Annotated in this window: 23 protein-coding genes; 14 read left to right on the top strand and 9 right to left on the bottom strand. The window is 73.9% G+C overall.

The annotated features are described in order from the left end of the window. Positions 1 to 8 precede the first annotated feature (8 nt). Positions 9 to 2,420, bottom strand: a complete 2,412-nt coding sequence (locus CLV52_RS14620) for a phosphoketolase family protein (protein WP_133767098.1) — start codon at positions 2,418 to 2,420, stop codon at positions 9 to 11. 117 nt (positions 2,421 to 2,537) lie between these two features. Between CLV52_RS14620 and CLV52_RS14615 the strand changes: the two genes are divergently transcribed. Genes CLV52_RS14615 through CLV52_RS14595 form a run of 5 tightly spaced genes read left to right on the top strand, consistent with a single transcriptional unit; the run spans position 2,538 to position 6,645 of the window. Beyond that, on the top strand, positions 2,538 to 3,281 hold the full coding sequence (locus CLV52_RS14615) for a FadR/GntR family transcriptional regulator (RefSeq protein WP_133767097.1): 744 nt from the start codon (positions 2,538 to 2,540) through the stop codon (positions 3,279 to 3,281). Beyond that, positions 3,278 to 3,814, top strand: a complete 537-nt coding sequence (locus CLV52_RS14610) for a phosphoribosyltransferase (RefSeq protein ID WP_133767096.1) — start codon at positions 3,278 to 3,280, stop codon at positions 3,812 to 3,814. Before CLV52_RS14615 ends, CLV52_RS14610 begins: the two co-directional genes overlap by 4 nt. Positions 3,815 to 3,868: 54 nt before the next feature. Beyond that, complete coding sequence (locus CLV52_RS14605; RefSeq protein ID WP_162850868.1) at positions 3,869 to 4,567, top strand: uracil-DNA glycosylase; 699 nt, start codon at positions 3,869 to 3,871, stop codon at positions 4,565 to 4,567. 52 nt (positions 4,568 to 4,619) lie between these two features. Then, positions 4,620 to 5,201 carry a GNAT family N-acetyltransferase gene (locus CLV52_RS14600; protein WP_133767095.1) on the top strand — a complete coding sequence of 194 codons (582 nt, stop codon included), beginning with the start codon at positions 4,620 to 4,622 and terminating at the stop codon, positions 5,199 to 5,201. A gap of 13 nt (positions 5,202 to 5,214) precedes the next feature. Beyond that, positions 5,215 to 6,645 (top strand): amidase, encoded by a 1,431-nt coding sequence (locus CLV52_RS14595; RefSeq protein WP_133767094.1) that lies wholly within the window; start codon positions 5,215 to 5,217, stop codon positions 6,643 to 6,645. Between the two features lie 99 nt (positions 6,646 to 6,744). Here CLV52_RS14595 and CLV52_RS14590 read toward each other — a convergent pair whose 3' ends face one another. The 5 genes from CLV52_RS14590 to CLV52_RS14570 form a co-directional block, all read right to left on the bottom strand. Next, positions 6,745 to 7,905, bottom strand: coding sequence for an SLC13 family permease (locus CLV52_RS14590; RefSeq protein WP_133767093.1), 1,161 nt, complete (start codon positions 7,903 to 7,905; stop codon positions 6,745 to 6,747). A gap of 58 nt (positions 7,906 to 7,963) precedes the next feature. Next, a complete protein-coding gene (locus tag CLV52_RS14585) occupies positions 7,964 to 8,815 on the bottom strand; it encodes an SDR family NAD(P)-dependent oxidoreductase (RefSeq protein WP_342773152.1) in 852 nt (283 codons plus the stop codon). Continuing rightward, positions 8,812 to 10,242 carry a dihydrolipoyl dehydrogenase family protein gene (locus CLV52_RS14580; protein ID WP_133767092.1) on the bottom strand — a complete coding sequence of 477 codons (1,431 nt, stop codon included), beginning with the start codon at positions 10,240 to 10,242 and terminating at the stop codon, positions 8,812 to 8,814. Before CLV52_RS14580 ends, CLV52_RS14585 begins: the two co-directional genes overlap by 4 nt. 109 nt (positions 10,243 to 10,351) lie before the next feature. Beyond that, positions 10,352 to 11,206: an arginase family protein gene (locus CLV52_RS14575; protein WP_133767091.1), complete on the bottom strand. Its 855-nt coding sequence runs from the start codon at positions 11,204 to 11,206 to the stop codon at positions 10,352 to 10,354. A 136-nt stretch (positions 11,207 to 11,342) separates the two neighbouring features. Then, positions 11,343 to 11,690, bottom strand: a complete 348-nt coding sequence (locus CLV52_RS14570; protein WP_133767090.1) for a hypothetical protein — start codon at positions 11,688 to 11,690, stop codon at positions 11,343 to 11,345. Between the two features lie 183 nt (positions 11,691 to 11,873). On the opposite strand from CLV52_RS14570, the gene CLV52_RS14565 reads away from it, so the two are divergent. From CLV52_RS14565 to CLV52_RS14530, 8 genes are all read left to right on the top strand, one after another. Then, entirely contained in the window at positions 11,874 to 12,656 is a 783-nt protein-coding gene (locus CLV52_RS14565) for an alpha/beta fold hydrolase (protein WP_133767089.1), read from the top strand. 43 nt (positions 12,657 to 12,699) lie between these two features. After that, a complete protein-coding gene (locus CLV52_RS14560; RefSeq protein ID WP_133767088.1) occupies positions 12,700 to 13,398 on the top strand; it encodes a trimeric intracellular cation channel family protein in 699 nt (232 codons plus the stop codon). A gap of 9 nt (positions 13,399 to 13,407) precedes the next feature. After that, positions 13,408 to 13,617, top strand: a complete 210-nt coding sequence (locus CLV52_RS14555) for a hypothetical protein (protein ID WP_133767087.1) — start codon at positions 13,408 to 13,410, stop codon at positions 13,615 to 13,617. Positions 13,618 to 13,668: 51 nt separating this feature from the next. Then, positions 13,669 to 14,838 carry an MFS transporter gene (locus CLV52_RS14550; protein WP_133767086.1) on the top strand — a complete coding sequence of 390 codons (1,170 nt, stop codon included), beginning with the start codon at positions 13,669 to 13,671 and terminating at the stop codon, positions 14,836 to 14,838. A gap of 54 nt (positions 14,839 to 14,892) precedes the next feature. Beyond that, a complete protein-coding gene (locus tag CLV52_RS14545; RefSeq protein ID WP_162850867.1) occupies positions 14,893 to 15,690 on the top strand; it encodes an alpha/beta fold hydrolase in 798 nt (265 codons plus the stop codon). A 68-nt stretch (positions 15,691 to 15,758) separates the two neighbouring features. Continuing rightward, on the top strand, positions 15,759 to 16,232 hold the full coding sequence (gene msrB / locus CLV52_RS14540) for a peptide-methionine (R)-S-oxide reductase MsrB (protein WP_133767084.1): 474 nt from the start codon (positions 15,759 to 15,761) through the stop codon (positions 16,230 to 16,232). A 2-nt stretch (positions 16,233 to 16,234) separates the two neighbouring features. Then, positions 16,235 to 16,750 (top strand): peptide-methionine (S)-S-oxide reductase MsrA, encoded by a 516-nt coding sequence (msrA, locus tag CLV52_RS14535; protein ID WP_133767083.1) that lies wholly within the window; start codon positions 16,235 to 16,237, stop codon positions 16,748 to 16,750. Positions 16,751 to 16,840: 90 nt separating this feature from the next. Then, positions 16,841 to 17,926 (top strand): DNA glycosylase AlkZ-like family protein, encoded by a 1,086-nt coding sequence (locus CLV52_RS14530; RefSeq protein WP_133767082.1) that lies wholly within the window; start codon positions 16,841 to 16,843, stop codon positions 17,924 to 17,926. Between the two features lie 66 nt (positions 17,927 to 17,992). On the opposite strand, the gene CLV52_RS14525 is transcribed toward CLV52_RS14530, so the two are convergent. Continuing rightward, positions 17,993 to 20,011, bottom strand: a complete 2,019-nt coding sequence (locus tag CLV52_RS14525; RefSeq protein WP_133767081.1) for a potassium transporter Kup — start codon at positions 20,009 to 20,011, stop codon at positions 17,993 to 17,995. A gap of 177 nt (positions 20,012 to 20,188) precedes the next feature. Between CLV52_RS14525 and CLV52_RS18490 the strand changes: the two genes are divergently transcribed. Next, a complete protein-coding gene (locus tag CLV52_RS18490) occupies positions 20,189 to 20,326 on the top strand; it encodes a hypothetical protein (protein ID WP_162850866.1) in 138 nt (45 codons plus the stop codon). A 64-nt stretch (positions 20,327 to 20,390) separates the two neighbouring features. Here CLV52_RS18490 and CLV52_RS14520 read toward each other — a convergent pair whose 3' ends face one another. Next, positions 20,391 to 21,173, bottom strand: a complete 783-nt coding sequence (locus CLV52_RS14520) for a thioesterase family protein (protein WP_133767080.1) — start codon at positions 21,171 to 21,173, stop codon at positions 20,391 to 20,393. Positions 21,174 to 21,234: 61 nt separating this feature from the next. Further along, complete coding sequence (locus CLV52_RS14515) at positions 21,235 to 21,702, bottom strand: MarR family winged helix-turn-helix transcriptional regulator (protein ID WP_133767079.1); 468 nt, start codon at positions 21,700 to 21,702, stop codon at positions 21,235 to 21,237. Positions 21,703 to 21,739 lie beyond the last annotated feature (37 nt).

The raw sequence follows: 21,739 nt of genomic DNA, 5'->3' as shown, positions 1-21,739 counted from the left end.
GCCGCCGCTCAGGAGCGGGGCCATGTCCAGTTCGCGATGGCCGGGTCGTCCTCGCCGTGCTCCCGCGTGTACGCCCGGGCGGCGATGCGCGCGTCGGCGAACCGCTGCCGCAGCGCCGCCTGCGACGAGCCGAGCGCCGGCACGCGGTCGATCACGTCCATCGCCAGCGAGAAGCGGTCGAGCCGGTTCATCATCACCATGTCGAACGGCGTCGTGGTGGTGCCCTCCTCGATGTAGCCGTGGACGTGGAACTGCCCGTGGTTCGCCCGCTTGTACGTGAGCCGGTGGACGAGCGTCGGGTAGCCGTGGAAGGCGAAGACCACCGGCTTGTCGCTCGTGAAGACCGCGTCGAACTCGGTGTCGTCGAGGCCGTGCGGATGCTCGTCCGGCGACTGGAGGCGCATCAGGTCGACCACGTTCACGACCCGCACCTGCAGGTCGGGGAGGTGCTGCCGGAGGAGGTCGGCGGCCGCGAGGGTCTCCATCGTCGGGATCTCCCCGGCCGCGGCGAGCACGACGTCCGGCTCGCCGTCCGTGCTCGACGCCCAGCTCCAGATGCCGAGCCCCCGGGTGCAGTGGGCGACGGCCTCGTCCATCGTGAGGTAGTCGAGCTGCGGCTGCTTCCCCGCCACGATCACGTTGATGTACTGCCGGCTGCGCAGCGCGTGGTCCGCGACGGACAGGAGGCAGTTCGCGTCCGGCGGCAGGTAGACGCGCGCGAGCTCCGCCTTCTTGTTCACGACGTGGTCGATGAAGCCGGGGTCCTGATGGCTCGAGCCGTTGTGGTCCTGCCGCCAGACGTGACTGGAGATCAGGTAGTTCAGGCTCGCGATGTCGCGCCGCCACGGGATCCGGTTGATGTCGTGGAGCCACTTCGCGTGCTGGTTCACCATCGAGTCGATGATGTGCGCGAACGCCTCGTAGGTGGTCAGCATCCCGTGGCGGCCGGTGAGCAGGTAGCCCTCGAGCCACCCCTGCAGCAGGTGCTCGGACAGCACCTCCATGACGCGGCCGTCGGGCGCGAGGTGGTCGTCGGTGTCGAGGATCGGCTCCTGCCAGGCGCGGTCGGTCGCGCCGAACACTGCCTGGAGGCGGTTGGAGGCCGTCTCGTCCGGCCCGAAGAGCCGGAAGCGGGTCGGGTTCAGGTGCATCACGTCGCGCAGCCAGTCGCCGAGCACCGTCGTCGCCGAGGTCTGCCCGGAGCCGGGCGCGTCGACCCGCACCGCGTAGTCGCGGAAGTCGGGCAGCTCGAGCGCCTTGAGCAGCAGCCCGCCGTTCGTCACCGGGTTCGCGCCCATCCGCCGTTCGCCCTCGGGGGCGAGCGCCGCGAGCTCGGGGAGCAGGACCCCGTCCGCGTCGAAGAGCTCCTCCGTTCGGTAGCTCCGCATCCACGTCTCGAGCTGGGCGAGGTGCTCGGGGTTCGTGCGCACCTCGGACAGCGGGACCTGGTGGGCCCGGAACGTCCCCTCGACCTGCTGGCCGTCGACGACCTTCGGTCCGGTCCAGCCCTTGGGGGAGCGCAGCACGATCATCGGCCAGAGCGGCGGCTCGCCCTTCGCGGCCGTGCCGTTCCGCGCCGCGGTCTGGATCTCCGCGATCCGGTCGAGCACCGCGTCGAGCACCTCCGCGAACGCGCGGTGCGCGGGCATCCGGTCGTCGGAGTCGGTGACCTCGACCTCGAACGGCTCCCAGCCCCAGCCGCGGATGAGCGAGCGGAGCTGCTCGCGGGGCAGTCGCGCGAGCACCGTCGGGTTCGCGATCTTGTAGCCGTTCAGGTGCAGGATCGGCAGCACGGCGCCGTCCCGCACGGGGTCGAGGAACGCCGGCGCGTGCCAGCTCGTCGCGAGCGGCCCGGTCTCCGCCTCCCCGTCGCCGATCGTGCAGAAGGCGACGAGGTCGGGGTCGTCGAACACCGCGCCCGTCGCGTGCATGAGCGAGTAGCCGAGCTCGCCGCCCTCGTTGATCGACCCGGGCGTCTCGGGAGCCGCGTGGCTCGGGATGCCGCCGGGGAAGGAGAACTGGCGGAAGAGGCGCCGGAGCCCCTCGCCGTTCTGCCCGATGTGCGGGTACGTCTCGCTGTACGTGCCCTCGAGGTAGGTGTTCGCGACGACGGCGGGGCCGCCGTGCCCGGGCCCCGCGAGGAAGATCGCGTCGAGGTCGCGCTCCCGGATCGCCCGGTTGCAGTGGGCGTAGACGAAGTTCAGGCCGGGGGTCGTGCCCCAGTGCCCGAGCAGGCGGGGCTTGACGTGCTCCGGGGCGAGCGGCTCCTCGAGCAGCGGGTTGTCGAGCAGGTAGATCTGGCCGACGGCGAGGTAGTTCGCCGCCCGCCAGTAGCGGTCGATCAGCGCGAGCTGGTCGTCGGTCGGGAGGCTCGGGGCGGTCGCGGTTCCAGGCACGGCACAACCATCCGCGCTGCACATGAACACTCGCCCCGTGCCGCCTGATCGGTCCTCGGAAATGGAGTCATCCAAACCTTTCCATTACCCCTACCATGTTCCGACGGCGCTGCGGCGCCACTACGTAGAAGGAGGACGGCGGTGCCGAAGGAGTCGACCCCGCTGGTGGCGCAGATCTCCGATCGCCTCATCACGGCCATCGCGACCGGTGAGTTCCTGCCAGGCTCCCGCCTGCCCGCGGAGCGGGACCTGGCGGGCCTGCTGCACGTCGGCCGCACCAGCGTGCGCGCGGCGCTCGCGGTGCTGCACGAGCGCGGCCTGATCGAGACCCAGCGCGGCCGCGGCGGCGGCTCGTTCGTCCGGGTCCAGTGGACGCCGGACTCGCACGCGGCCGTCGCGCGGACCCTGCAGAGCCGCTGGAGCGACATCCAGGACCGGCTGGAGGCGATGCGCCGCCTGCACGGCGCGATCGCCCGCGCCGCGGCGGAGAGTCGGAGCGACGACGACGTCGCGCTGCTGCAGCGCCGGCTCGATGAGTACCGGGACGCCGCGAGCGGGCGCGGGAAGCAGATCGCGGACGCCTCCCTGCACCTCGCCATCTCGGACGCGGCGAAGAACGGCACACTGAAGTCCATGCTGCTGACGCTCGAACAGGAGATCTCCATCGGGGCGCCCCTCCACGTGTGGGGCGAGCCGGACGGCATGCTCGCGGCCGAGGACCGCGGGCTGCGCGAGCACGAGCTGCTCGTGGCCGCCATCGTGGAGGGCCGGGCCGACGACGCCGACGAGATCGCGCGGGAGCACGCCCGCATCGACCTCGAGCTGCTCGAGGTCGCGCGCCAGCGCGCCGAGCGGGCCGCTGCGGCGCCGGAGGGGCGGGAGTGAGCGCGGCCGACTCCACCGCCGCACCCCTCCACGACGATCCGGCCCCGGCCGAGGCGCGCGAGGTCCTGCCCTGGGGCGAGGTCGGCACGGCCACGCGCGAGCTCGCGCAGCGGATCGCCGACGACGGCTTCGTGCCGGAGGTCGTCATCGCGATCGCCCGCGGCGGCCTGCTCGTCGGCGGCGCGCTCGCCTACGCGCTCGGGGTGAAGAGCTGCGGCTCCATCAACGTCGAGCTCTACACGGGCGTCGACGAGACGCTGCCGGAGCCGCTGCTCCTCCCGCCGCACCTCGACGGCACGTCGCTCGCGGGCAAGCGGGTGCTGCTCGCCGACGACGTCTCCCAGTCCGGGCTGACGCTGCGGCTCGCGGTCGAGATCCTCACGAAGATGGGCGCGGACGTCCGCAGCGCGTGCTTCTACACGAAGCCGCAGACCGTGTTCGCGCCGGACTGGTCGTGGCGCGACACGGACCGCTGGATCGTGTTCCCGTGGTCGGCGGAGCCGCCCGTCGTCGGCGGCGGCGCGGCGCACTGACGTGGGCGTCCACCGCGTCGACGGCGACTCCCGCGTCCGTCGGGAGGCCGCGCGGTGACGGGGCCCCGGTCCCTCACGGCGCTCGCCGGCGACGGGCTCATCGACCCGACCTGGGCGGAAGCGCTCGCGCCCGTGGAGGCGGACGTCCACGCGATGGGCGACTTCCTGCGCGACGAGGTCGCCGCGGGGCGCTCGTACCTGCCGGCGGCGGACCACGTCCTCCGCGCGTTCCGGACGCCGCTGCCCGCCGTGCGGGTGCTCGTCGTCGGCCAGGACCCGTACCCGACCCCGGGGCACCCGATCGGCCTCAGCTTCGCCGTCGACCCGCACGTGCGGCCGATCCCGCGCAGCCTGACGAACATCTACAAGGAGCTGCAGAGCGACCTCGGCGTCGCACCCGTGCCGCACGGGGACCTGACGGCGTGGACGGAGCGCGGCGTCCTGCTGCTCAACCGGGTGCTCACGGTGCGGCCCGGCGAGCCCGCCTCCCACCGCGGCAAGGGCTGGGAGCGGGTGACGGAGCACGCGATCCGGACGCTCGCCGCACGCGGCGGCCCGCTCGTCGCGATCCTCTGGGGCCGGCACGCGCAGGACCTCGCGCCGCTGCTCGGCGACGTGCCGCGCATCGAGTCCGCCCATCCGAGTCCGCTCTCCGCGTCGCGGGGCTTCTTCGGCTCCCGCCCGTTCAGCCGCGCCGACGCGCTGCTGCGCGAGCAGGGCGGCGACGGCATCGACTGGACCCTCCCGGCCTGAGCGTTCGGTCCGTCGGGAGCGCGGTCGACCGGAACTCCTGAAAGATGAACGCGTGCTGGAAGAGGAGTACGAGCCGCGCAGGCTGGCCAAGCCGTTCCACCTCCGCCGGCTGGACCCGCCGGAGCCGGTGTTCGCGTACGAGATCCGGCCCGCGACCGCGAAGGACCTGCCCGACGTGCGGCAGATCTACAACCACTACGTGACGAACACGATGGTCACGCTCGACACCGAGACCCGCACCCTGCGGACCTGGCGGTCGAAGTTCGCGTACCTGACGAAGCTCGGGCTGCCGTTCCTCGTCGCCGTGTCCCCGACCGGGCAGGTGCTCGGCTACGCGCTCGCCGAGCCGTGGATCCAGAAGCGCTCGTACCGGTTCACGGCGGAGGAGTCGATCTACCTCCGCCCCGCCTCGACCGGGAAGGGGCTCGGGAAGGCGCTGCTCACCGCGCTCATCGACGCGGGGAAGCAGGCGGGGCTGAAGCAGCTGCTCGCGGTGATCGCCGACGGGGGCGCGGAGTCCTCCATCGCCCTCCACCGGTCGCTCGGCTTCAAGGAGACGGGCCGGATGGGCAAGGTCGCGTTCAAGTTCGACCGCTGGATCGGCACCGTGATGATGCAGCGGACGATCAAGTAGGACGGGGACCGGGATGGCCTTCGAGCCGCACCAGCTGACCGCGCAGGAGCAGTGGGACTGGATCCGCCGCGGCGACACGACGTCGACGGAGCTGACCGAGTACTACCTCGCCCGCATCGAGCGCTGGAACGACGAGCTCGGCGCCTACGCGCGCATCGACGCCGACCGCGCCCTCGCTCGGGCGGCGGAGGTCGACGCGGCGGGGCAGGGACCGGCGCCGCTGGCCGGCGTGCCGATCGCGGAGAAGGAGCTCGTCCGCCGCGCCGGCACGGTCTCGGGCGCCTCCCGGTTGTTCGCGGGCCGGGTCGTCGAGGCCTCCGACGAGGTCGTGCGGGCGACGGACGCGACGGGCGCAGTGGTGCTCGGGGCGACGACCGCGCCGGAGTTCGGCCTCACGGGCTTCACCGAGCCGGCCGGGCGGCCGCCCGCGCGGAACCCGTGGGACCCGAGCACGGGCGCCGGCGGCTCGAGCGGCGGCGCGGCGGCCGCGGTCGCGGCCGGGCTCGCGCCCTTCGCGGTCGCGTCCGACGGCGGTGGGTCGATCCGGATCCCCGCCGCGTGGTGCGGCCTCGTCGGGCTGAAGCCCTCCCGTGGCCGGGTGCCGGCACAGGGCGGCCAGGGCGGCTTCGCGGGGCTCGTCACCGCAGGCCCGATCGCCCGCACGGTTGCCGACGCGGCGATGCTGCTCGACGCGCTCGTGCGCCCCGAGGGCCGTGCGCGGTCCGCCGGCTACGCGACGGTGCCCGGCGACGACGAGCCGTTCCTCGGCGACGCGGTCCGCGGTGAGGGGCGGTTCGCGATCGGGGTGCTCGAGGGCTCGGTCTGGGACGACGCGGTCGCCGTGACAGTGGACGACGAGGTGACGGCCGCGGTGGCGCGGACCGTCGGCGAGCTCGACGGGCTCGGCCACGGCCTGGAGCCCGTCCGCCTGCCGGGGGAGGACTACCCGGACCTGTTCCGCGTGCTCTGGCAGGCGGGCGCGGCGACCGTCCCCGCGCGGACCCCGGAGGAGCTCGCGCTGCTCGAGCCCTACACGCGGGAGATCGTCGAGCGCGGCCGCGCCCTCCCCGCCGAGCGCGTCGTCGCCGCGGTGGTCGCGGCCGCGGCGTTCGAGCGGCGGACCATCGCGACGTTCGCGCCGTTCGACGCGGTGCTGAGCCCGACGGTCGCGCTGCCGCCCCGCCCGATCGGCTGGCACCACGAGGGCGGGGACGGCGCCGACGCCGTGTTCGACCGGCAGGTGCAGGCCGCGCCGTTCACGTCGTTCGTCAACGTGGCCGGGCTGCCGGCGATCACGCTGCCGGTCGGTGCGCCGGGGGACGGGCGCCCCGCGGGCGTGCAGCTGATCGGCCGGCCGGGCGGGGAGCGCGCGCTGCTCGCGATCGGCCGTCAGCTCGAGCGCCGACTCGGGTGGTCGCGCCGGCATCCGCCGCGCTTCTGGTGACCACGGGCTCGGCTCGAGGCGCGGCCTTGCCACTTCTCGGCCCGGGCGCCGGCGTGTCGAGGCCGAGAAGTGGCAAGTCCGCGTTGCAGGAGGGCGGCGTCAGAGGAGCGTGAGCGCCAGCGTGCTCAGGCCGACCGTCAGCGGCGCCGCGATCAGGCCCAGGAGGGCGAACCGGGTCCAGGAGATGTGGACGTCCTGCGCGGTCAGTCGGCCGTGCCACAGCAGGGTCGCCAGTGACGCCCACGGCGTGATGAGCGGCCCCGCGTTCACCGCGATGAGCAGGGCGAGCAGGCGCTGCTCGTTCCCCGCGACTGGCTCGAGCGCCAGGTAGGCCGGCAGGTTGTCGGCGAGGTTCGCGGTGACGGTGCCCACCCCGGCGAGGCGGAGGAGGTCGAGCGGCCCGGTGCCGGTGCCGGCCGCGGCGGCGAGCACCTCCGTCAGCCCGAGGCGGCCGAGCGCGGTGACGGCCAGGAACAACCCGCACACGAAGAGGACGAGCGGTACCGGCAGCAGGTGCAGGGACAGCGCCCGCGGGCGCCGGACCGCGGCGACGACGACGAGGACGAGCGCGCCGACGGTCGCGGGGATCCAGACGGGCACGTGGAGGACCGGGTCGCCGATCGCCAGCGCCGGGACGAGCAGCCCGACCACGACCGCGGCGACGACGAAGAGGGGGCGGTCGCCGATCGGCTCCGGCGCGGGCGGCTCGTACCGGTGCGCGAGGGCGTGCCGGGAGATCACGGCGAGGATCGCGACCGGCACGAGGATCGCGACCGTCGCGGGCAGCCACGAGCGGGCGACGTAGGCGCTGCCGAACGACGGGTCCGACTCGGCGAGGAGGTTCGTCAGGTTCGACACGGGCAGCAGCAGCGAGCCCGTGTTCGCGAGCCACACGGTCGTCATCGCGAAGGGGATCGGGGAGAGCCCGACCCGCCGCGCGAGCGTGACGACGACCGGCGTCAGCAGCACCGCGGTGGTGTCGAGCGACAGGAACACCGTCGAGGCGACCGCCACGACGACGACGAGGACCCAGAGCACCGAGCCGCGCCCGCGGGCGAGCCGCGCCGCCAGCGCGGCCAGCCGGTCGAAGAGGCCGGCCTCCGCGGCGATCGCGGCGACGATCGTGATGGCGACCACGAACCCGAGCACCGGCGCGATCCGATCGCCGAGCGCGACGGCGTCCGCGACCGGCAGGAGTCCGGTCGCCACCGCGACCAGGCCCAGGACGAGCAGGCCGCCACCGAGCACGGCCAGCACCACGGCGGTGAACCTATCGGGTGTCCGCCGGGAACCCGCAATCCGCGCGCGGACCGCGGCCTCAGCCGCCGACGCGCGCGGCGCTCGCCTCCCACAGGGCCCGGGCGAGGCCGGCGTCGTCGGCCTGCCGCGCCACCGATCCGGGCGCGGCGAGCCGGCTGAAGTGGTTGCCGGACGGCGCCGGCACGGCCGGGGAGGCCGCGAGCCGGACGAGCGGCTGGGCGCCCTGCTCTGGCGACAGCGCGGCCCGCTTCGCGAGACCGATCAGCGGGTTCGAGCCGCCGAACCCCGTCGCGACGAAGCCCGGGTGGAAGGACCAGGTGCCGATGCCGGTTTCAACGGTCCGCCGCGCGAGCTCCCGCGTGAACAGGACGTTCTCGAGCTTCGCCGTGCCGTACGCGCGCCAGCCGCCGAGCCACGGCCCGCGCAGCTCGTCGAGGTCGTCGAGGCGGACCTTCCCCGACGTGTTCGCGGCGCTCGAGGTCTGGATCACCCGCACCGTCCCCGGCTCCTCGGCCGCCGTCGCGAGCAGCCGGTCGCGCAGGAGGTCGGTGAGCAGGAACCCGGCCAGGTGGTTGCGCTGGAACGTGATCCCGAAGCCGTCGCCCGTGGTGCCGCGCGGGGCCATGCCGCCCGCGTTGTTCGCAAGGACGTGGATGCGCGGGTAGGCGTCGAGGAGGGCGGCGCCGAGCTCCCGGACGGACGCGAGGCGGTCGAAGTCGGCGAGGAACGCGCGCCCGCCGGTCTCCGCGGCGACGGCGTGCGTCCGCTCGCGGTTGCGGCCGACGACGGCGACCTCGGCGCCGAGGAGCGCGAGCTCGCGCGCGGCGGCCCGGCCGATCCCGGAGCTCGCTCCGGTCACGACGACGACGCGGCCCTCCATCCGGCCCGGGGCGCCCAGCCGGACGCTCACGCGCGGCCGTCGGTCTCGAGCAGGCGGAGCCAGATCTCGCTCAGCGTCGGGTAGGACGGCACGGCGTGCCAGAGCCGCTGGATCGGCACCTCACCGACGATCGCGATCGTCGCGGCGTGCAGCATCTCGCCGACGTCGTAGCCGGCGAACGTCGCGCCGATCGGCACGTCGCGCTCGTCGTCGATCACGAGCTTCGCCCGCCCGACGTAGGCGTCGTCGTAGACGCTGGCGCCGGCGAGCGCGGCCATGTCGTACTCCGCCACGCGGACCTTCGTGCCCGCCTTGCGGGCGGCGTCCTCCGTCAGGCCGACCGAGGCGACCTCCGGATCCGTGAACGTGACCTGCGGCACGGCCGCGTGGTCCGCGGTCGCCGTGTAGCGCGTCCACCGGCCCGTGTCCGGCGACTCGTCCTTGAACCGCGCCGCGATCACGCGGCCCGCGGCGCGCGCCTGGTACTTGCCCTCGTGCGTCAGCAGCGCCCGGCGGTTCACGTCGCCCGTGGCGTACAGCCAGGGGTCGTCGGCGTTCGTCGGGGCGTCGACGAGCAGGGTGTCGTCGACGGACAGCCAGTCGCCGTCCTGCAGGCCGACCGATGCGAGGCCGAGCCCCTGCGTGTTCGGCGTGCGACCGGTCGCGACGAGGATCTGCTCCGCCGCGATCGTCGAGCCGTCGTCGAGCGTCGCGGTCACGACGCCGCCCTCCCGGGCGACCTTCGTGATGGAGGCGTTCAGGCGGACGTCCGCGCCCGCCTCGGTGAGCGCCTTCGCGACCATCTCGCCCGCGAACGGCTCCATCCCGCCCAGGAGGCCGCCGCGGACCACCATCGTGACCTTCGAGCCGAGGGAGGTGTACGCCGTCGCCATCTCGGCGCCGACCACGCCGCCGCCGAGGACGATCAGCCGCGGCGGGATCTCGGTCGCCGACGTCGCCTCGCGGGACGTCCACGGCTCCGCCTCGGCGAGCCCCTCGATCGGCGGGATGAGCGCGGAGCTGCCGGTCGACACGGCGACCGCCGCGCGGGCTTCCAGCACCGTCTCCGTGCCGTCCAGCGCCGTCACGACGACCCGCTTCGGGCCGTCGAGCCGTGCGGTGCCGCGCACGAGGTCGATGCCGGCGGACCGCATCCACGCGACCTGGCCGCCGTCGTCGTAGTTCGAGACCGTCGTGGTGCGCCGCGCGAGCACGGCGGCGGGGTCGATCGAGCCGGTCACCGCCTGCTCGGCCCCGGCGACGTGCTGCGCGGCCCGCAGCGCCGTGCCGGGCCGCAGCAGCGCCTTCGAGGGCATGCAGGCCCAGTAGGAGCACTCGCCGCCGACGAGCTCGTTCTCCACGAGCACCGTCGAGAGCCCCTCCTTGTGCGCGTAGTCGGCGACGTTCTCGCCGACCGCGCCCGCCCCGATGACGATCAGGTCGTAGGTCTCCGCCATGGTCTTCCCTCCGATGCGCGCAGCAGCGACGGCGGCCCCGCGTGCCGACGTCACCGGCACGGTAACCGGAACCGCCGGGAGGAGTGCTGGGCGGCTCCCGCCCCGGTGCTCAGCGCGGGGTGCGCGTCGACGCCGTGAGGGCGCTCACCACGCGGAGGATCGTGCCCTGGTCCGCGACGACGTCGTCCGGCGAGGCGGGCGCGAACATCGTCAGCCCTGCGCCGATGACGCGCCGCCCCGCGGAGGCGGCGGCGATGCCCGCGGTGACCGCCGCGACGGAGGCGCCGAAGGGCTGCGGATCGGTGACCCCGTCGAACTCGCCCGGGTCGAGCACGTCGAGGTCGACGTGGAGGTACACCTCGTCCACGTCGAGCGCGTCGACGGCGGCGCCGAGCCCCTCGGCCACCGCGTCGGCCGCGACGACGGCGATGCCGCTCGCGGCGACGAACTCCGCCTCCTGGTCGTCCATGTTCCGGGTGCCCGCGAGCACGACCCGGCGCGGGTCGACCGGGGTGGACGCGGTCAGCCCGTCCGCCCCCTCGCCGAGCAGCGCGCGGAGGACCATCCCGCAGAACGCGCCGCTCGGGCTCGAGTCCGGGGTGTTCAGGTCGGGGTGCGCGTCGAACCAGACGAGCCCGAGCCGCGCCCCGCGGGCCGCGGCGGACTCGGCCGCCCGCTCGACGGCGGCCAGCTCGACCCCGCAATCGCCGCCGACGACGACGGGCAGGTCGCCCTCCGGCACGGCGGCGAGCGCGTCCCGCAGGCGCTCGCGGACCGTCGCGACGGCGGAGTAGCGGTGCACGCCCGTGCCGACGGCGTCACCGGCGCCGAGCGGCACCTCGACGGTCGTGGTGGCGGAGGACGGCAGGTCGCCGCGGATCGCCTCCGCTCCGTCGATCAGGCGCATCGCCCGACTGGACGACGATCCCTGCCACTGCGGGACCACCACGAATCTGGCCGGCATGGCAGTGGAGCCTAGGACGGTCGGGCTCCCGGATCCGCAGATCCGTCGCGGTTCCGCAGAACCTCCGCGACAGGCCGTGGAGTCCCGCCCGGAACCCGGCGTGTCGCGCGAGCGGTGCGGATCCGCGAGGAGGGCGTCAGCGCTTGGGGCGCGTGTCGCACTCCCGGCAGATGACCCGGGTGGAGTGCGGCGAGACGCCCGCGGGCGTCATCGCGAAGAACGGCACCTCGTACATGCTGACGCGGTTGCAGCGGTCGCAGGTCTCGCCCGTCCGCTTCGCGTCGCCGTTCGTGATCGTCGCCTTCGCGGTGGGACGCGTCTCGCAGACGCAGAAGATCCGTTCCCCGACCTGGCGGGGTCCGTCCATCGTGAGCACGAACAGCGCGACGCTGAAGACGCCCTCCCGGCGGCAGCGACGGCACACGGCGTCGAGCGGCACGGGGCTGCCGGAGACGACGTTCGAGGTGGTGCGGGGCTCGGCCATGGCTTACGGTCGCCCGGCCCTCGGCGGGGCCCAGCGCCACACCCGGAGCGTTCGCCGTGGGCGAACGCCGTCCGCTGAGCGGAAGCGAAGATCGTCCCCGTCCTCCGTGCAGTGCGGCGTGGCGGACGCCGTTCGGGCGAGCGACGGCTTCCATTCCGCGCGGCCAGGTGCTCGGATGGCGGCATGGAGCACGTGGAGTCCGCCGACGGCACCCGGATCGCGTTCACGCGGGTGGGGGAGGGCGAGCCCGTGCTCGTGGTCGGCGGCGCGTTCTCGACCTCGGACGCCGGCCTTCCGCTGGCCGGCGCGCTCGCCGCGCTCGGCCTGCAGGGCGTCGCGATCGATCGGCGGGCCCGCGCCGCGAGCGGGGACACCCCGCCGTACGCGCCGGCCCGCGAGGCGGAGGACCTCGCCGCAATGGTCGAGGCGGTCGGGGGCCGCGCGGCGGTCCTCGGGCACTCGTCCGGGGCCGTGCTCGCGCTGCTCGCGGCGGGGGAGGGCGTCCCCTTCTCGCACCTCTTCCTCTCCGAGCCGCCGTTCCACTTCGGGGTCGACTCCGCCGCGCCGGACCTGCCCGCGCGGCTGCAGGCGGCCGTCGACGACGGTCGGCCCGAGGACGCGGTGACGCTGTTCCAGCGGGAGGCGGTCGGGCTCCCGGAGCCGGTCGTGCAGCAGATCCGGAGCAGCCCGATGTTCGCGGGCCTCGTCCCGCTCGCCCAGTCCGTGGTCTACGACGCGGTGCTCGCGGCGGAGCTCGACACCCCGACCGCCGCGATGACCGGCACCGCCGTCCCCACCACGATCCTGCGGGGTGACCCCACCTTCCCGTTCCTCGTCGGCGCGGTCGAGCGCCTCGCCGCCGCGATGCCGGCCGCCGAGCTCGTCGTCGTGCCCGAGTCGCACGACCACGGCGTCGACCCGGAGGCGACCGCGCGGCTCATCGCGTCGCGGCTGCAGCGCGCCTGACCGGCGGCGCCGATCCCGGTCGCGGATCGGGCACCATGCCGGGGTGCAACCCGGATTCGTCATCCCGCTGTGGGCCGATCTGACGGCCGTCGCCCTCGGCGGCGTGCAGGGGGCGCTCTTCGCGTCGAACTTCCGCGGCCAGCGGCGCCTCGACCTCCTCGGCGTCGCCGCCATCGGCATCCTCATCGGCATGGGCGGTGGCCTCATCCGCGACCTGCTGCTCGGCCTCACGCCGGCGACGCTGCAGAGCGACTGGTACCTGATCACCGCCACGGTGTCGGCGCTCGCGGGCATGCTGCTCGCGCCTCTGCTGCAGCGCCTGAACGGGCTGATCGTCGGGCTCGACGCCGTCGTCATCGGGATGTTCGGCGCGTTCGGCACGAGCAAGGCGCTCGCCTTCGGTCTGCCCGCGGTCCCGTCCGTGTTCGTCGGTGTGCTCGCCGCCGTCGGCGGAGGCGTCCTCCGCGACGTGATCATGGGCCTGCCCGTCGCCGTGATGCACGTCGGCTCGCTCTACGCCGTCGCGGCCGCGGGCGGCTCCGCCGTCCTCGCGGTCCTGCACGCCGTCGGGGTGCAGCTGCCGGTCGCGGCCGTCGTCGGCGTCGTCGTCACCGCGGTCGTCCGGCTGCTGGCGGTCGTGTTCGACCTGTCGCTGCCGGAGCAGCGGAACCTCCACCGCCGCCGCGTGGCCGTCGAGACGGGCCTCCTCCCCGTGGTCGGCCGGCCCGAGGATCGGAACTAGCGTTCCGGGGTGCTCGGTCGCCCCTCCCGCTCCGGCGTCGCCCTCCTGCTCGGCGGCGTGCTCGTGCTCTTCGTCGGGGTCATCGCGCAGCTCGCGGTCACGGACGGCCTGGCCGAGACGATCTGGGTCGCGGTGTCGATCGTCGGTGCCGTGATCATCGCGATCGGGATCGCGGTGCTCGTCCGCCACGCGGCCCGGCACGCGCCCCCGGAGGACTGAGGTCGCGGGCGCAGGAGCCGTCCGGGCGGCCTGCGGGAGGATCGACCCCTCATGACCCGGGCGCGCGCACTCCTGTTCGCGATCGCCTCCGGAGCCGCCGTCGGCAACCTCTACTGGGCGCAGCCGCTGCTCGACTTCATCGCCCGCGACCTGAGGACGGGGACCGCGGCCGCCGGGTGGCTCGTGACGGCGACGCAGCTGGGCTACGCGGTCGGGGTGCTGCTGTTCGTGCCGCTCGGCGACCTCCTGCCGCGACGGCGCCTCGTCCCCGTCGCTCTGGTGTGCTCGGCCGTCGCGCTGGCCGCGAGCGCGCTCGCGCCCACCTTCCCCGTGCTGCTCGCGACGCTCGCGCTCGTCGGGCTCACGACGGTCTCGGGTCAGATCCTCGTCCCGCTCGCCGGCGACCTCGCGAGCGACCACGACCGGGGTCGCGTCGTCGGGACGGTCGTGTCGGGCATCCTCATCGGCATCCTGCTGTCCCGCACCGTCAGCGGCCTCGTCGCCGCGGTCGCCGGCTGGCGGGCGATCTACGTCGTCGCGGCGGTCGTCGCGCTCGTGCTCGCCGTGCTGCTCTCCCGCGTGATCCCGGACCTCCCGCCCCGCGACCGCCTCCCGTATCCGCGGCTGATCGGCTCCGTCTTCGCCATCGTGCGGCGGGAGCGGACGGTGCGCTGGAGCCTCGTCCTCGGCGGCACCTCCTTCGCGGTCTTCACGATGTTCTGGACGGCGCTGACGTTCCTCCTCAGCGCACCGCCGTTCTCCTTCCCGGTCGAGACGATCGGCCTGTTCGGCCTCGTCGGCCTCGCCGGGGCGATCGCGGCGCAGCGCGCCGGCCGGCTGCAGGACCGCGGGCTCGGCCTCCCGACGATCGGCGTCGCCTGGTCCGTCGTGCTCGTCGCCTTCGTCGTCGCTGGGCTCGGCGCCCGGTCGGTGGTGGTGCTGGTCGTCGCCGTGCTGCTCCTCGACGTCGCGGTGCAGGCCCACAACATCACCGTGCAGACGCGGATGTTCCAGGTCGACCCCGCCGCGCGCAGCCGGCTCAACACCGCGTTCGTGACGAACAACTTCGTCTGCGGGGCGATCGGGTCCGGTGTCACGTCGCTGCTGTGGGCGGCGGGCGGCTGGACGGCGGTCACCGTCGGTGCGGCCGTGCTCAGCGGCTTCGCGCTCACCGTCTGGGTCGTGGGGCGCCGGGGGCCGCTGCGGCTCGCTCCGGCCTGATCCGCCCGCGCGTCCGGCACGAAGATGGTCGTCGAACCGCTCGAGGAGGAGCCCATGGAGGAGACCACCGTCCGTGCCGGATCCGTGGAGCTGCGCGTGCGGCGGACGGGGAGCGGCGAGCCGCTCCTGCTGCTGCACGGGGTCACGGACAGCGGCGCCTGCTGGAGCCGCGTCGCCGCGGACCTCGCCGACGGCTTCGCCGTCGTCGCGGCCGACGCGCGCGGGCACGGCCGGTCCTCCCGGATCGGCCAGGGCTTCGGCGTCGAGGACCAGGTCGAGGACGCCGCCGCGGTGCTCCGCGCGACGGCCGACGGGCCCGTCGCGGTCTGGGGGCACTCGATGGGTGCGGCGACCGCGGCGGCGCTCGCCGCCGCGCATCCCGAGCTCGTCTCCCGCGTGGTGCTCGAGGACCCGCCGTTCAGCGAGGACGGCGACGACGGCCCCTCCCTCGAGGAGGTGCGCGGCGGCATCGGCCGGATGCTCGCCGAGGTGCGCGCGGCGGCGCCGGCCGACCGCATCCGGCTCGCGCGGGCGTCGAACCCCGACTGGGACGCCGCCGAGCTGCCCGGCTGGGTGGAGTCGAAGCTGCAGTTCGACGACCAGGTGCTCGACGAACCGATCATCGGCGGCGACTGGCGGGCGACGGCCGAGCGGATCGAGGCGCCCGTCCTCCTCGTCACCGGCGACCCCGACCGCGGCGCGATCGTGACGCCCTCGACCGCCGCCGCGTTCGCGGCGCTGCACCCCGGGACGGCCCTCCTCCGCTTCCCCGGCGCCGGGCACAACGTGCACCGGGAGGCGTACGACGAGGTCCTCGCAGCCGTCCGGGACTTCCTCGGATCGGGGAACTGACCGGCCCGCTCGGGTGTTGTGATCACCGTGGGCCGCAGCCGGCGGCCCGACGAGTCGAGGAGCTGCCGATGACCACCAGCACGAAGTACGGGAAGACCGCCGAGGCGGTCGCGAAGCTGACCCCGAACCAGTACGCCGTGACCCAGGAGGCGGCCACCGAGCCCGCGTTCCGCAACCAGTACTGGAACAACCACGACAAGGGCCTCTACGTCGACGTCGTCTCCGGCGAGCCGCTCTTCGCGTCCGCCGACAAGTACGACAGCGGCTGCGGCTGGCCGAGCTTCACCCGGCCCGTCCCGGGATCCGGCATCGTCGAGAAGCAGGACCGGCAGTTCGGCATGCTCCGCATCGAGGTCCGCTCCGGCGGCGCGGACAGCCATCTCGGCCACGTCTTCGACGACGGCCCGGTCGCCGAGGGCGGCCTGCGCTACTGCATCAACTCCGCCGCGCTCCGGTTCGTCCCGGAGAGCGAGCTGGAGGCCCAGGGGTACGGCGAGTACCGCGCCCTGATCGAGTCGAACACGAACAGCAAGGAGTCCTGACCATGGCGACCGAGACCGCGATCCTCGCCGGCGGATGCTTCTGGGGCGCGCAGCAGCTGCTGCGGCGCCGTCCGGGCATCGTCTCCACCCGCGTCGGCTACTCCGGTGACGAGTCGACGCCGAACGCGACCTACCGTCGCCACGGCGACCACGCCGAGGCCGTCGAGGTCGTCTTCGACCCCGAGGTGATCTCGTACCGGGAGATCCTCGAGTTCTTCTTCCAGATCCACGACCCGTCGACGAGGAACCGGCAGGGGAACGACATCGGCCGCAGCTACCGCTCGGCGATCTTCTTCACCTCCGAGCAGCAGAAGCAGGTCGCGCTCGACACCATCGCCGACGTCGACGCCTCCGGCCTCTGGCCCGGGAAGGTCGTCACGGAGGTCGAGCCCGCCGGCGCGTTCTGGCAGGCCGAGGAGGAGCACCAGGACTACCTGGAGAAGCACCCCCACGGGTACACCTGCCACTTCGTGCGGCCGGGCTGGAAGCTCCCGCACCGCGAGCAGCAGCCCGCGTAGGGACGCCCCCCGCAGCAGCGCCCGTCGGCCCCGGCCGGCGGGCGCTGCCGCGTCTCGACGGGCGTCGGACGGTGGTCCTACGCTCCCGGCATGACGCCGCACCGGCTCTCGCGCGACGACGCGCGGCGCATCGCCGTGCGCGCGCAGCTGCTCGACGCGGAGCGGCCCGCCGATCCGGTCGAGGTCGCGGAGCAGGTCGGGTGGATCAAGATCGACCCGACCGCCGTGATCGCGCCCTGCGAGCAGACGATGCTCTGGACGCGGATCGGGGAGGCGTACGACCCCGCCCACCTGCGGAAGGCGGTCGAGCGGGACCGCCAGCTCGTCGAGCTCGACGGCGCGTTCCACCCCGTCTCGGCGCTGCCGGCGCTCCTCGTGCACCTCCGGAGCCACGCGGAGCATCCGCGGGCGAAGGAGTGGCTGGCGGCGAACACCAGGTTTCGGAAGGAGGTGCTGGCCCGGCTCCGCGCCGAAGGCCCCCTCCTCGCCTCCGCGATCCCGGACACCGCGAAGGTCGCGCGCTCGAACGACAGCGGGTGGTGGAGCGACAACCAGGTGCCGCGGATGCTCGAGCTGCTCTCGCTCCGCGGCGAGGTCGCGGTCGTGCGCCGGGAAGGGCGCAGCAAGGTGTGGGACCTGGCCGAGCGCGTCCACCCCGCGATGCCGGACCTCACGCTCGAGGAGGCGCGGCGTGCCATCGCGGAGCGCCGTCTCCGCGCCGCAGGCGTCGCGAAGCACTCGGGGTGGACGCCGGTGCAGGACGCCGGCGAGCCGGTCCAGATCGAGGGCGTCAAGGGGACCTGGCGGGTGGACCCGGAGGCGCTCGCGGCGCTCGACGACGATCCGGGCGGCCGCGTCGCGTTCCTCAACCCCTACGACGCCATGCTGTTCGATCGGCCGCGGCTGGAGGCGGTGTTCGGCTTCGCGTACGTCCTCGAGCAGTTCAAGCCGAAACCGGAGCGCCGGTACGGCCTGTTCGCGCATCCGATCCTGATGCGCGACCGCTTCGTCGGGATGCTCGAGGCGACGGCCGACCGCAAGGAGGGCGTGCTCCACGTGCAGGCCGTCCACGAGTTCCTCCCGTTCGAGGAGGAGGAGCGCGAGATGGTCCGCCAGGAGGTGCTCGATCTCGCACGCTGGCTCGGCCTGCCCCTGAGCGACATCAGCGACGTCTGACGCGTCGTCGCCCTGTTCACGGATACGGAGATCCGGCTCGCCGGATCTCCGTATCCGTGAACAGCATCAGATGTCGACGTCGCTGCCCATCGTCACCGTGCGGTCGGAGGGCAGCTGGAACCGCGCCGTGGGATTGGCCGCGTTGTGGGAGAGGCCGACGAAGAACGACTTGCGCCAGCCCGCCATCCCCGTCCGCCGGGTGCGCCGGATCGCCCCGCGGGAGACGAAGAACGAGGCCGAGTCCATCGTCGCGGCGTCCATGTCGAGCACGTCGGTCACGCAGGCGGAGCGGAGGGCCGCGGGCACGTCCGGCGTCTCCGAGAACCCGAACCGGATCGCGAGGTGCTCGATCCCGTCGTCGCCGTATCCGAGCTCGTCGCGGGCGAAGCGCTTGTGCTCGGGTGCCGTCGGCATCCCGATGACCTCGATCGACACGATGACCACGCGCTCGTGGAGCACGTGGTTGTGGTCCACGTTCGCGCGGAGCGCGAGCGGGACCGTGTCGCGGTTCGGATGCGGGAAGACGGCGACGCCGGGCACCCGGACGAGGTGGTCCGAGCGCACCTCCTCGACGAAGTCGGCCAGCGACCCCTCCTTCTCCCGCCGGTCGTCGGAGACGAGCTGCCGCCCCCGACGCCACGTCGTCATGACGAAGATCACGGCGAACGCGATGAGGAGCGGCACCCAGCCGCCATGGACGATCTTCGAGAGGTTGCCGGAGAGGAAGGTCAGCTCGAGGCCGCCGAACGCGATCGCGGCGAGGACGATCTTCCACGGCCGCCAGTGCCAGAGCAGCGGCGCGACCGTGAGCAGCAGGACCGTGTCGACCACGAGTGCACCGGTGACCGAGACGCCGTACGCCGTCGCGAGCCGCGCGGACGAGCCGAACGACAGCATGATCGCGAGCACGCCGATGAACAGGATCCCGTTCACGACGGGCAGGTAGATCTGCCCGCTCTCCTCCTTCGACGTCTGCCGGATCGTGAGCGGCGGCAGGAGCCCGAGCAGCACCGCCTGCCGCGACAGCGAGAAGGCGCCGGAAATCACCGCCTGGCTCGCGATGATCGTGGCGACGGTCGCGAGGACGACGACGGGCAGCCGCAGCGGATCGGGGAACAGGAGGATGAACGGGTTGCTCCGCGCGCTGGGGTCGTGGAGGACCAGGGACGCCTGCCCGAGGTAGTTCAGCGTGAGCGCGGGGAACACGACGAAGAACCACGCCCGACGGATGGGGGAGCGGCCGAAGTGGCCCATGTCGGCGTAGAGGGCCTCCGCCCCGGTGATCACGAGCACGACCGCGCCCATCGCGACGAACGCGATCCCCGGGTGCGCCACGACGAACACGACCGCCCACGAGGGGGAGAGGCCCTGGAGCACGGACGGGTGCGGCACCACCTGGGCGACGCCCGCGACCGCGATGACGGCGAACCAGAGCACCATGACCGGCCCGAAGAGGTTGCCGACCTTCCCGGTGCCGTACCGCTGCACGAAGAACAGGCCGGCGAGGATCGCCGCCGCGATCGGCACGGTGAGGTGCCCGACGGCTGGGGCAGCGACCTGCAGTCCCTCCACCGCGGACAGGACGCTGACCGCGGGCGTGATGATCGAGTCGCCGTAGAAGAGGGCGACGCCGACGATGCCGATGAGGATGAACGCGGCGGTCGAGCGGCCGCGGTGCTTGTAGAGGCGCTGCGCGAGGGCCGCGAGCGCCATGACGCCGCCCTCGCCGTCGTTGTCGGCGCGCATGAGGATCGTGACGTACTTCAGCGACACGACGATCGTGATGCTCCAGAACATCAGGGAGACGACGCCGTAGACGTCGCTCTCGTCCGCCTTGACGATGCCGCCGTCGATGGTGAACACCGTCTTCAAGGCGTAGAGCGGGCTCGTGCCGATGTCGCCGAAGACGACGCCGAGCGCGGCGAGACCCGCGGCGACGACGCCGGCCCGGACCCGGCCGTGCGACTCCGGCCCGTCCGCACCGTGCTCGTCGGCCTGCTCGGCGGGCTCGGCTTCGGCGGGCTCGGCCGCCTCCGGGTCGGCCGGTTCGACGACGCCGTTCCCCGGCTCCGCTGACGCACCCATCGTGCCGTTCCTCTCCAGGCTCGGCCGGCCCTGGTCGGCTCGGCGGCGAGCGGTCGGCTCCGCGAGGCTACGACGCTTCCGCTCCGAGGCCTCGCAGGCGGATGTCACCACCTGCACGCGATCTGCATCCGTGCAGCTCCTGAAGGCCCGACTGCACGGCTTGCCTATGCTGCCGAGGTGAGCGACGGCGATGGAGCGGGTGTCGACCCCGAGGACCGCCACTGCCCGGCCTGCGGCACGTTGATGATGCCCGTCGGGCTGCCCTCCGGCGAGATCGTCAGCCGGTGCCCGCGCTGCCGGCAGATCGCCATCTGAGGCGACCCCGCTCTCGCCGCTGCGCTCGGCTGCCTCGTGGTCGACGCCGCCCGGCGGCGCGTTCCTACCGCTGCCGGAGCGTGAGCGTCTGCGCGGACGTGCCGAACGGGCCTTCCGCGTCGTGCAGGACCGCCTGCGTCAGCCCGGCGCCGTCCGGACCGAACGACACGCTCACGTCGTAGCCGACGGGACCGGCGACGGGCTCGCGGAACAGGTGCGCGGTGAGGTCGAGGTTCGGGAACGCGACCTGGTCGGGCGGCAGGCGCGGACTGGTGCCGTTCGTCGTGTCGATGAGGCCGAGGACGGCCGCGGTCGTGCTCACCGGCTCGTCCCGCAGCAGCGGGATCGGCGTGCTCATCCAGGCGACCGCGCGCCCGGGCTCCGCCTGCTGCCGCCGCGCCGAGAGCGAGCCGACGAACGCGCCCGGCCACACGGTCGCAAGGTCCTCGACGGGCATCGCCGACGGCTCCGGCAGGCGGGGGAACGGGGAGCCGGCGATGGCTGCCGTGTCCGCTCGCTGCGCCAGCCAGGCCCGCGCGACCACGATCGTGCGGGCGCCGGCGGTGAGGCGCGCCTCGACGAGCTCGATCGTCCGCCCGGGGCGGAGCACCTCGACGTGGACGTCGACCGGTTCGATCGCCACCACGCCGAGGATGTCGCAGCTGAGGCGGGTGAGGCGCAGGTCGTCGCCCCGCCGGGCGTCCCGGTCCCGCTCGATCGCGTGCGCGAGCAGCCCGATCGCCGGCGCGATGTGCTGCTCGTCGCTGCTCCACGCGCCGCCGACGAGCGCCGTCGGCCGGAAGCGGGCACCGCTCTCGCGGGCGAAGTAGGCGGGGGAGTCGGTCATGCGCGGTCCTTCCGGGATCCCGTCGAGCCTGCCCGCCCGACCCTGGACGTCGCGTCGCGGCTCAGGCCGCGGCGTCGTCGCCGCGCGGGTCGCCGTCGATGCGGCGGGTGGCGGCCAGGAGGTCCGTGAGCCGGTCCCGCGTCTCCTCGAGCATCGCGAGGGGGACGCCGAGGCGCTCGACGATCCGACCGGGCACCTCCTCCGCCTGACGCCGGAGGGCTCGGCCCCGCTCGGTGAGCTCGACCTGGAGCTCCCGCTCGTTCTCGGGGTTCCGCTCGCGGGTGAGGTACCCGATGGCCTCCAGGCGCTTCAGCAGCGGAGACAGCGTGGGCGGCTCGAGGTACAGCGCGTCGGCGATGTCGCGGGCGGTGCGCGGGCTGCGCTCCCACAGCGCGAGCATCACCAGGTACTGCGGATGCGTCAGGCCGAGCGGCTCGAGCACCGGCCGGTAGAGGCCGATCACGCTGCGGCTCGTCGCCGCGAGCGCGAAGCACACCTGCCGGTCGAGGGCGAGCGGATCGTCGGTCATGCCGCGAGTCTAGTCGCACGAACTGTTAGTATACGAA

Source organism: Amnibacterium kyonggiense (assembly GCF_004364555.1).
In the GTDB taxonomy this organism is placed as follows: Bacteria; Actinomycetota; Actinomycetes; order Actinomycetales; family Microbacteriaceae; genus Amnibacterium; species Amnibacterium kyonggiense.
This window is presented reverse-complemented; position numbering and strand designations above follow the sequence as displayed.

What these genes read in the sequence shown, in the direction of transcription:
- CLV52_RS14620 (WP_133767098.1), bottom strand. Translation starts at nt 2,420, where the DNA reads ATGTGCAGCGCGGATGGTTGTGCCGTGCCTGGAACCGCGACCGCCCCG.
- CLV52_RS14595 (WP_133767094.1), top strand. Translation starts at nt 5,215, where the DNA reads ATGGCCTTCGAGCCGCACCAGCTGACCGCGCAGGAGCAGTGGGACTGG.
- CLV52_RS14580 (WP_133767092.1), bottom strand. Translation starts at nt 10,242, where the DNA reads ATGGCGGAGACCTACGACCTGATCGTCATCGGGGCGGGCGCGGTCGGC.
- CLV52_RS14575 (WP_133767091.1), bottom strand. Translation starts at nt 11,206, where the DNA reads ATGCCGGCCAGATTCGTGGTGGTCCCGCAGTGGCAGGGATCGTCGTCC.
- CLV52_RS14570 (WP_133767090.1), bottom strand. Translation starts at nt 11,690, where the DNA reads ATGGCCGAGCCCCGCACCACCTCGAACGTCGTCTCCGGCAGCCCCGTG.
- CLV52_RS14565 (WP_133767089.1), top strand. Translation starts at nt 11,874, where the DNA reads ATGGAGCACGTGGAGTCCGCCGACGGCACCCGGATCGCGTTCACGCGG.
- CLV52_RS14550 (WP_133767086.1), top strand. Translation starts at nt 13,669, where the DNA reads ATGACCCGGGCGCGCGCACTCCTGTTCGCGATCGCCTCCGGAGCCGCC.
- CLV52_RS14545 (WP_162850867.1), top strand. Translation starts at nt 14,893, where the DNA reads ATGGAGGAGACCACCGTCCGTGCCGGATCCGTGGAGCTGCGCGTGCGG.
- msrB (WP_133767084.1), top strand. Translation starts at nt 15,759, where the DNA reads ATGACCACCAGCACGAAGTACGGGAAGACCGCCGAGGCGGTCGCGAAG.
- msrA (WP_133767083.1), top strand. Translation starts at nt 16,235, where the DNA reads ATGGCGACCGAGACCGCGATCCTCGCCGGCGGATGCTTCTGGGGCGCG.
- CLV52_RS14530 (WP_133767082.1), top strand. Translation starts at nt 16,841, where the DNA reads ATGACGCCGCACCGGCTCTCGCGCGACGACGCGCGGCGCATCGCCGTG.
- CLV52_RS14525 (WP_133767081.1), bottom strand. Translation starts at nt 20,011, where the DNA reads ATGGGTGCGTCAGCGGAGCCGGGGAACGGCGTCGTCGAACCGGCCGAC.
- CLV52_RS14520 (WP_133767080.1), bottom strand. Translation starts at nt 21,173, where the DNA reads ATGACCGACTCCCCCGCCTACTTCGCCCGCGAGAGCGGTGCCCGCTTC.
- CLV52_RS14515 (WP_133767079.1), bottom strand. Translation starts at nt 21,702, where the DNA reads ATGACCGACGATCCGCTCGCCCTCGACCGGCAGGTGTGCTTCGCGCTC.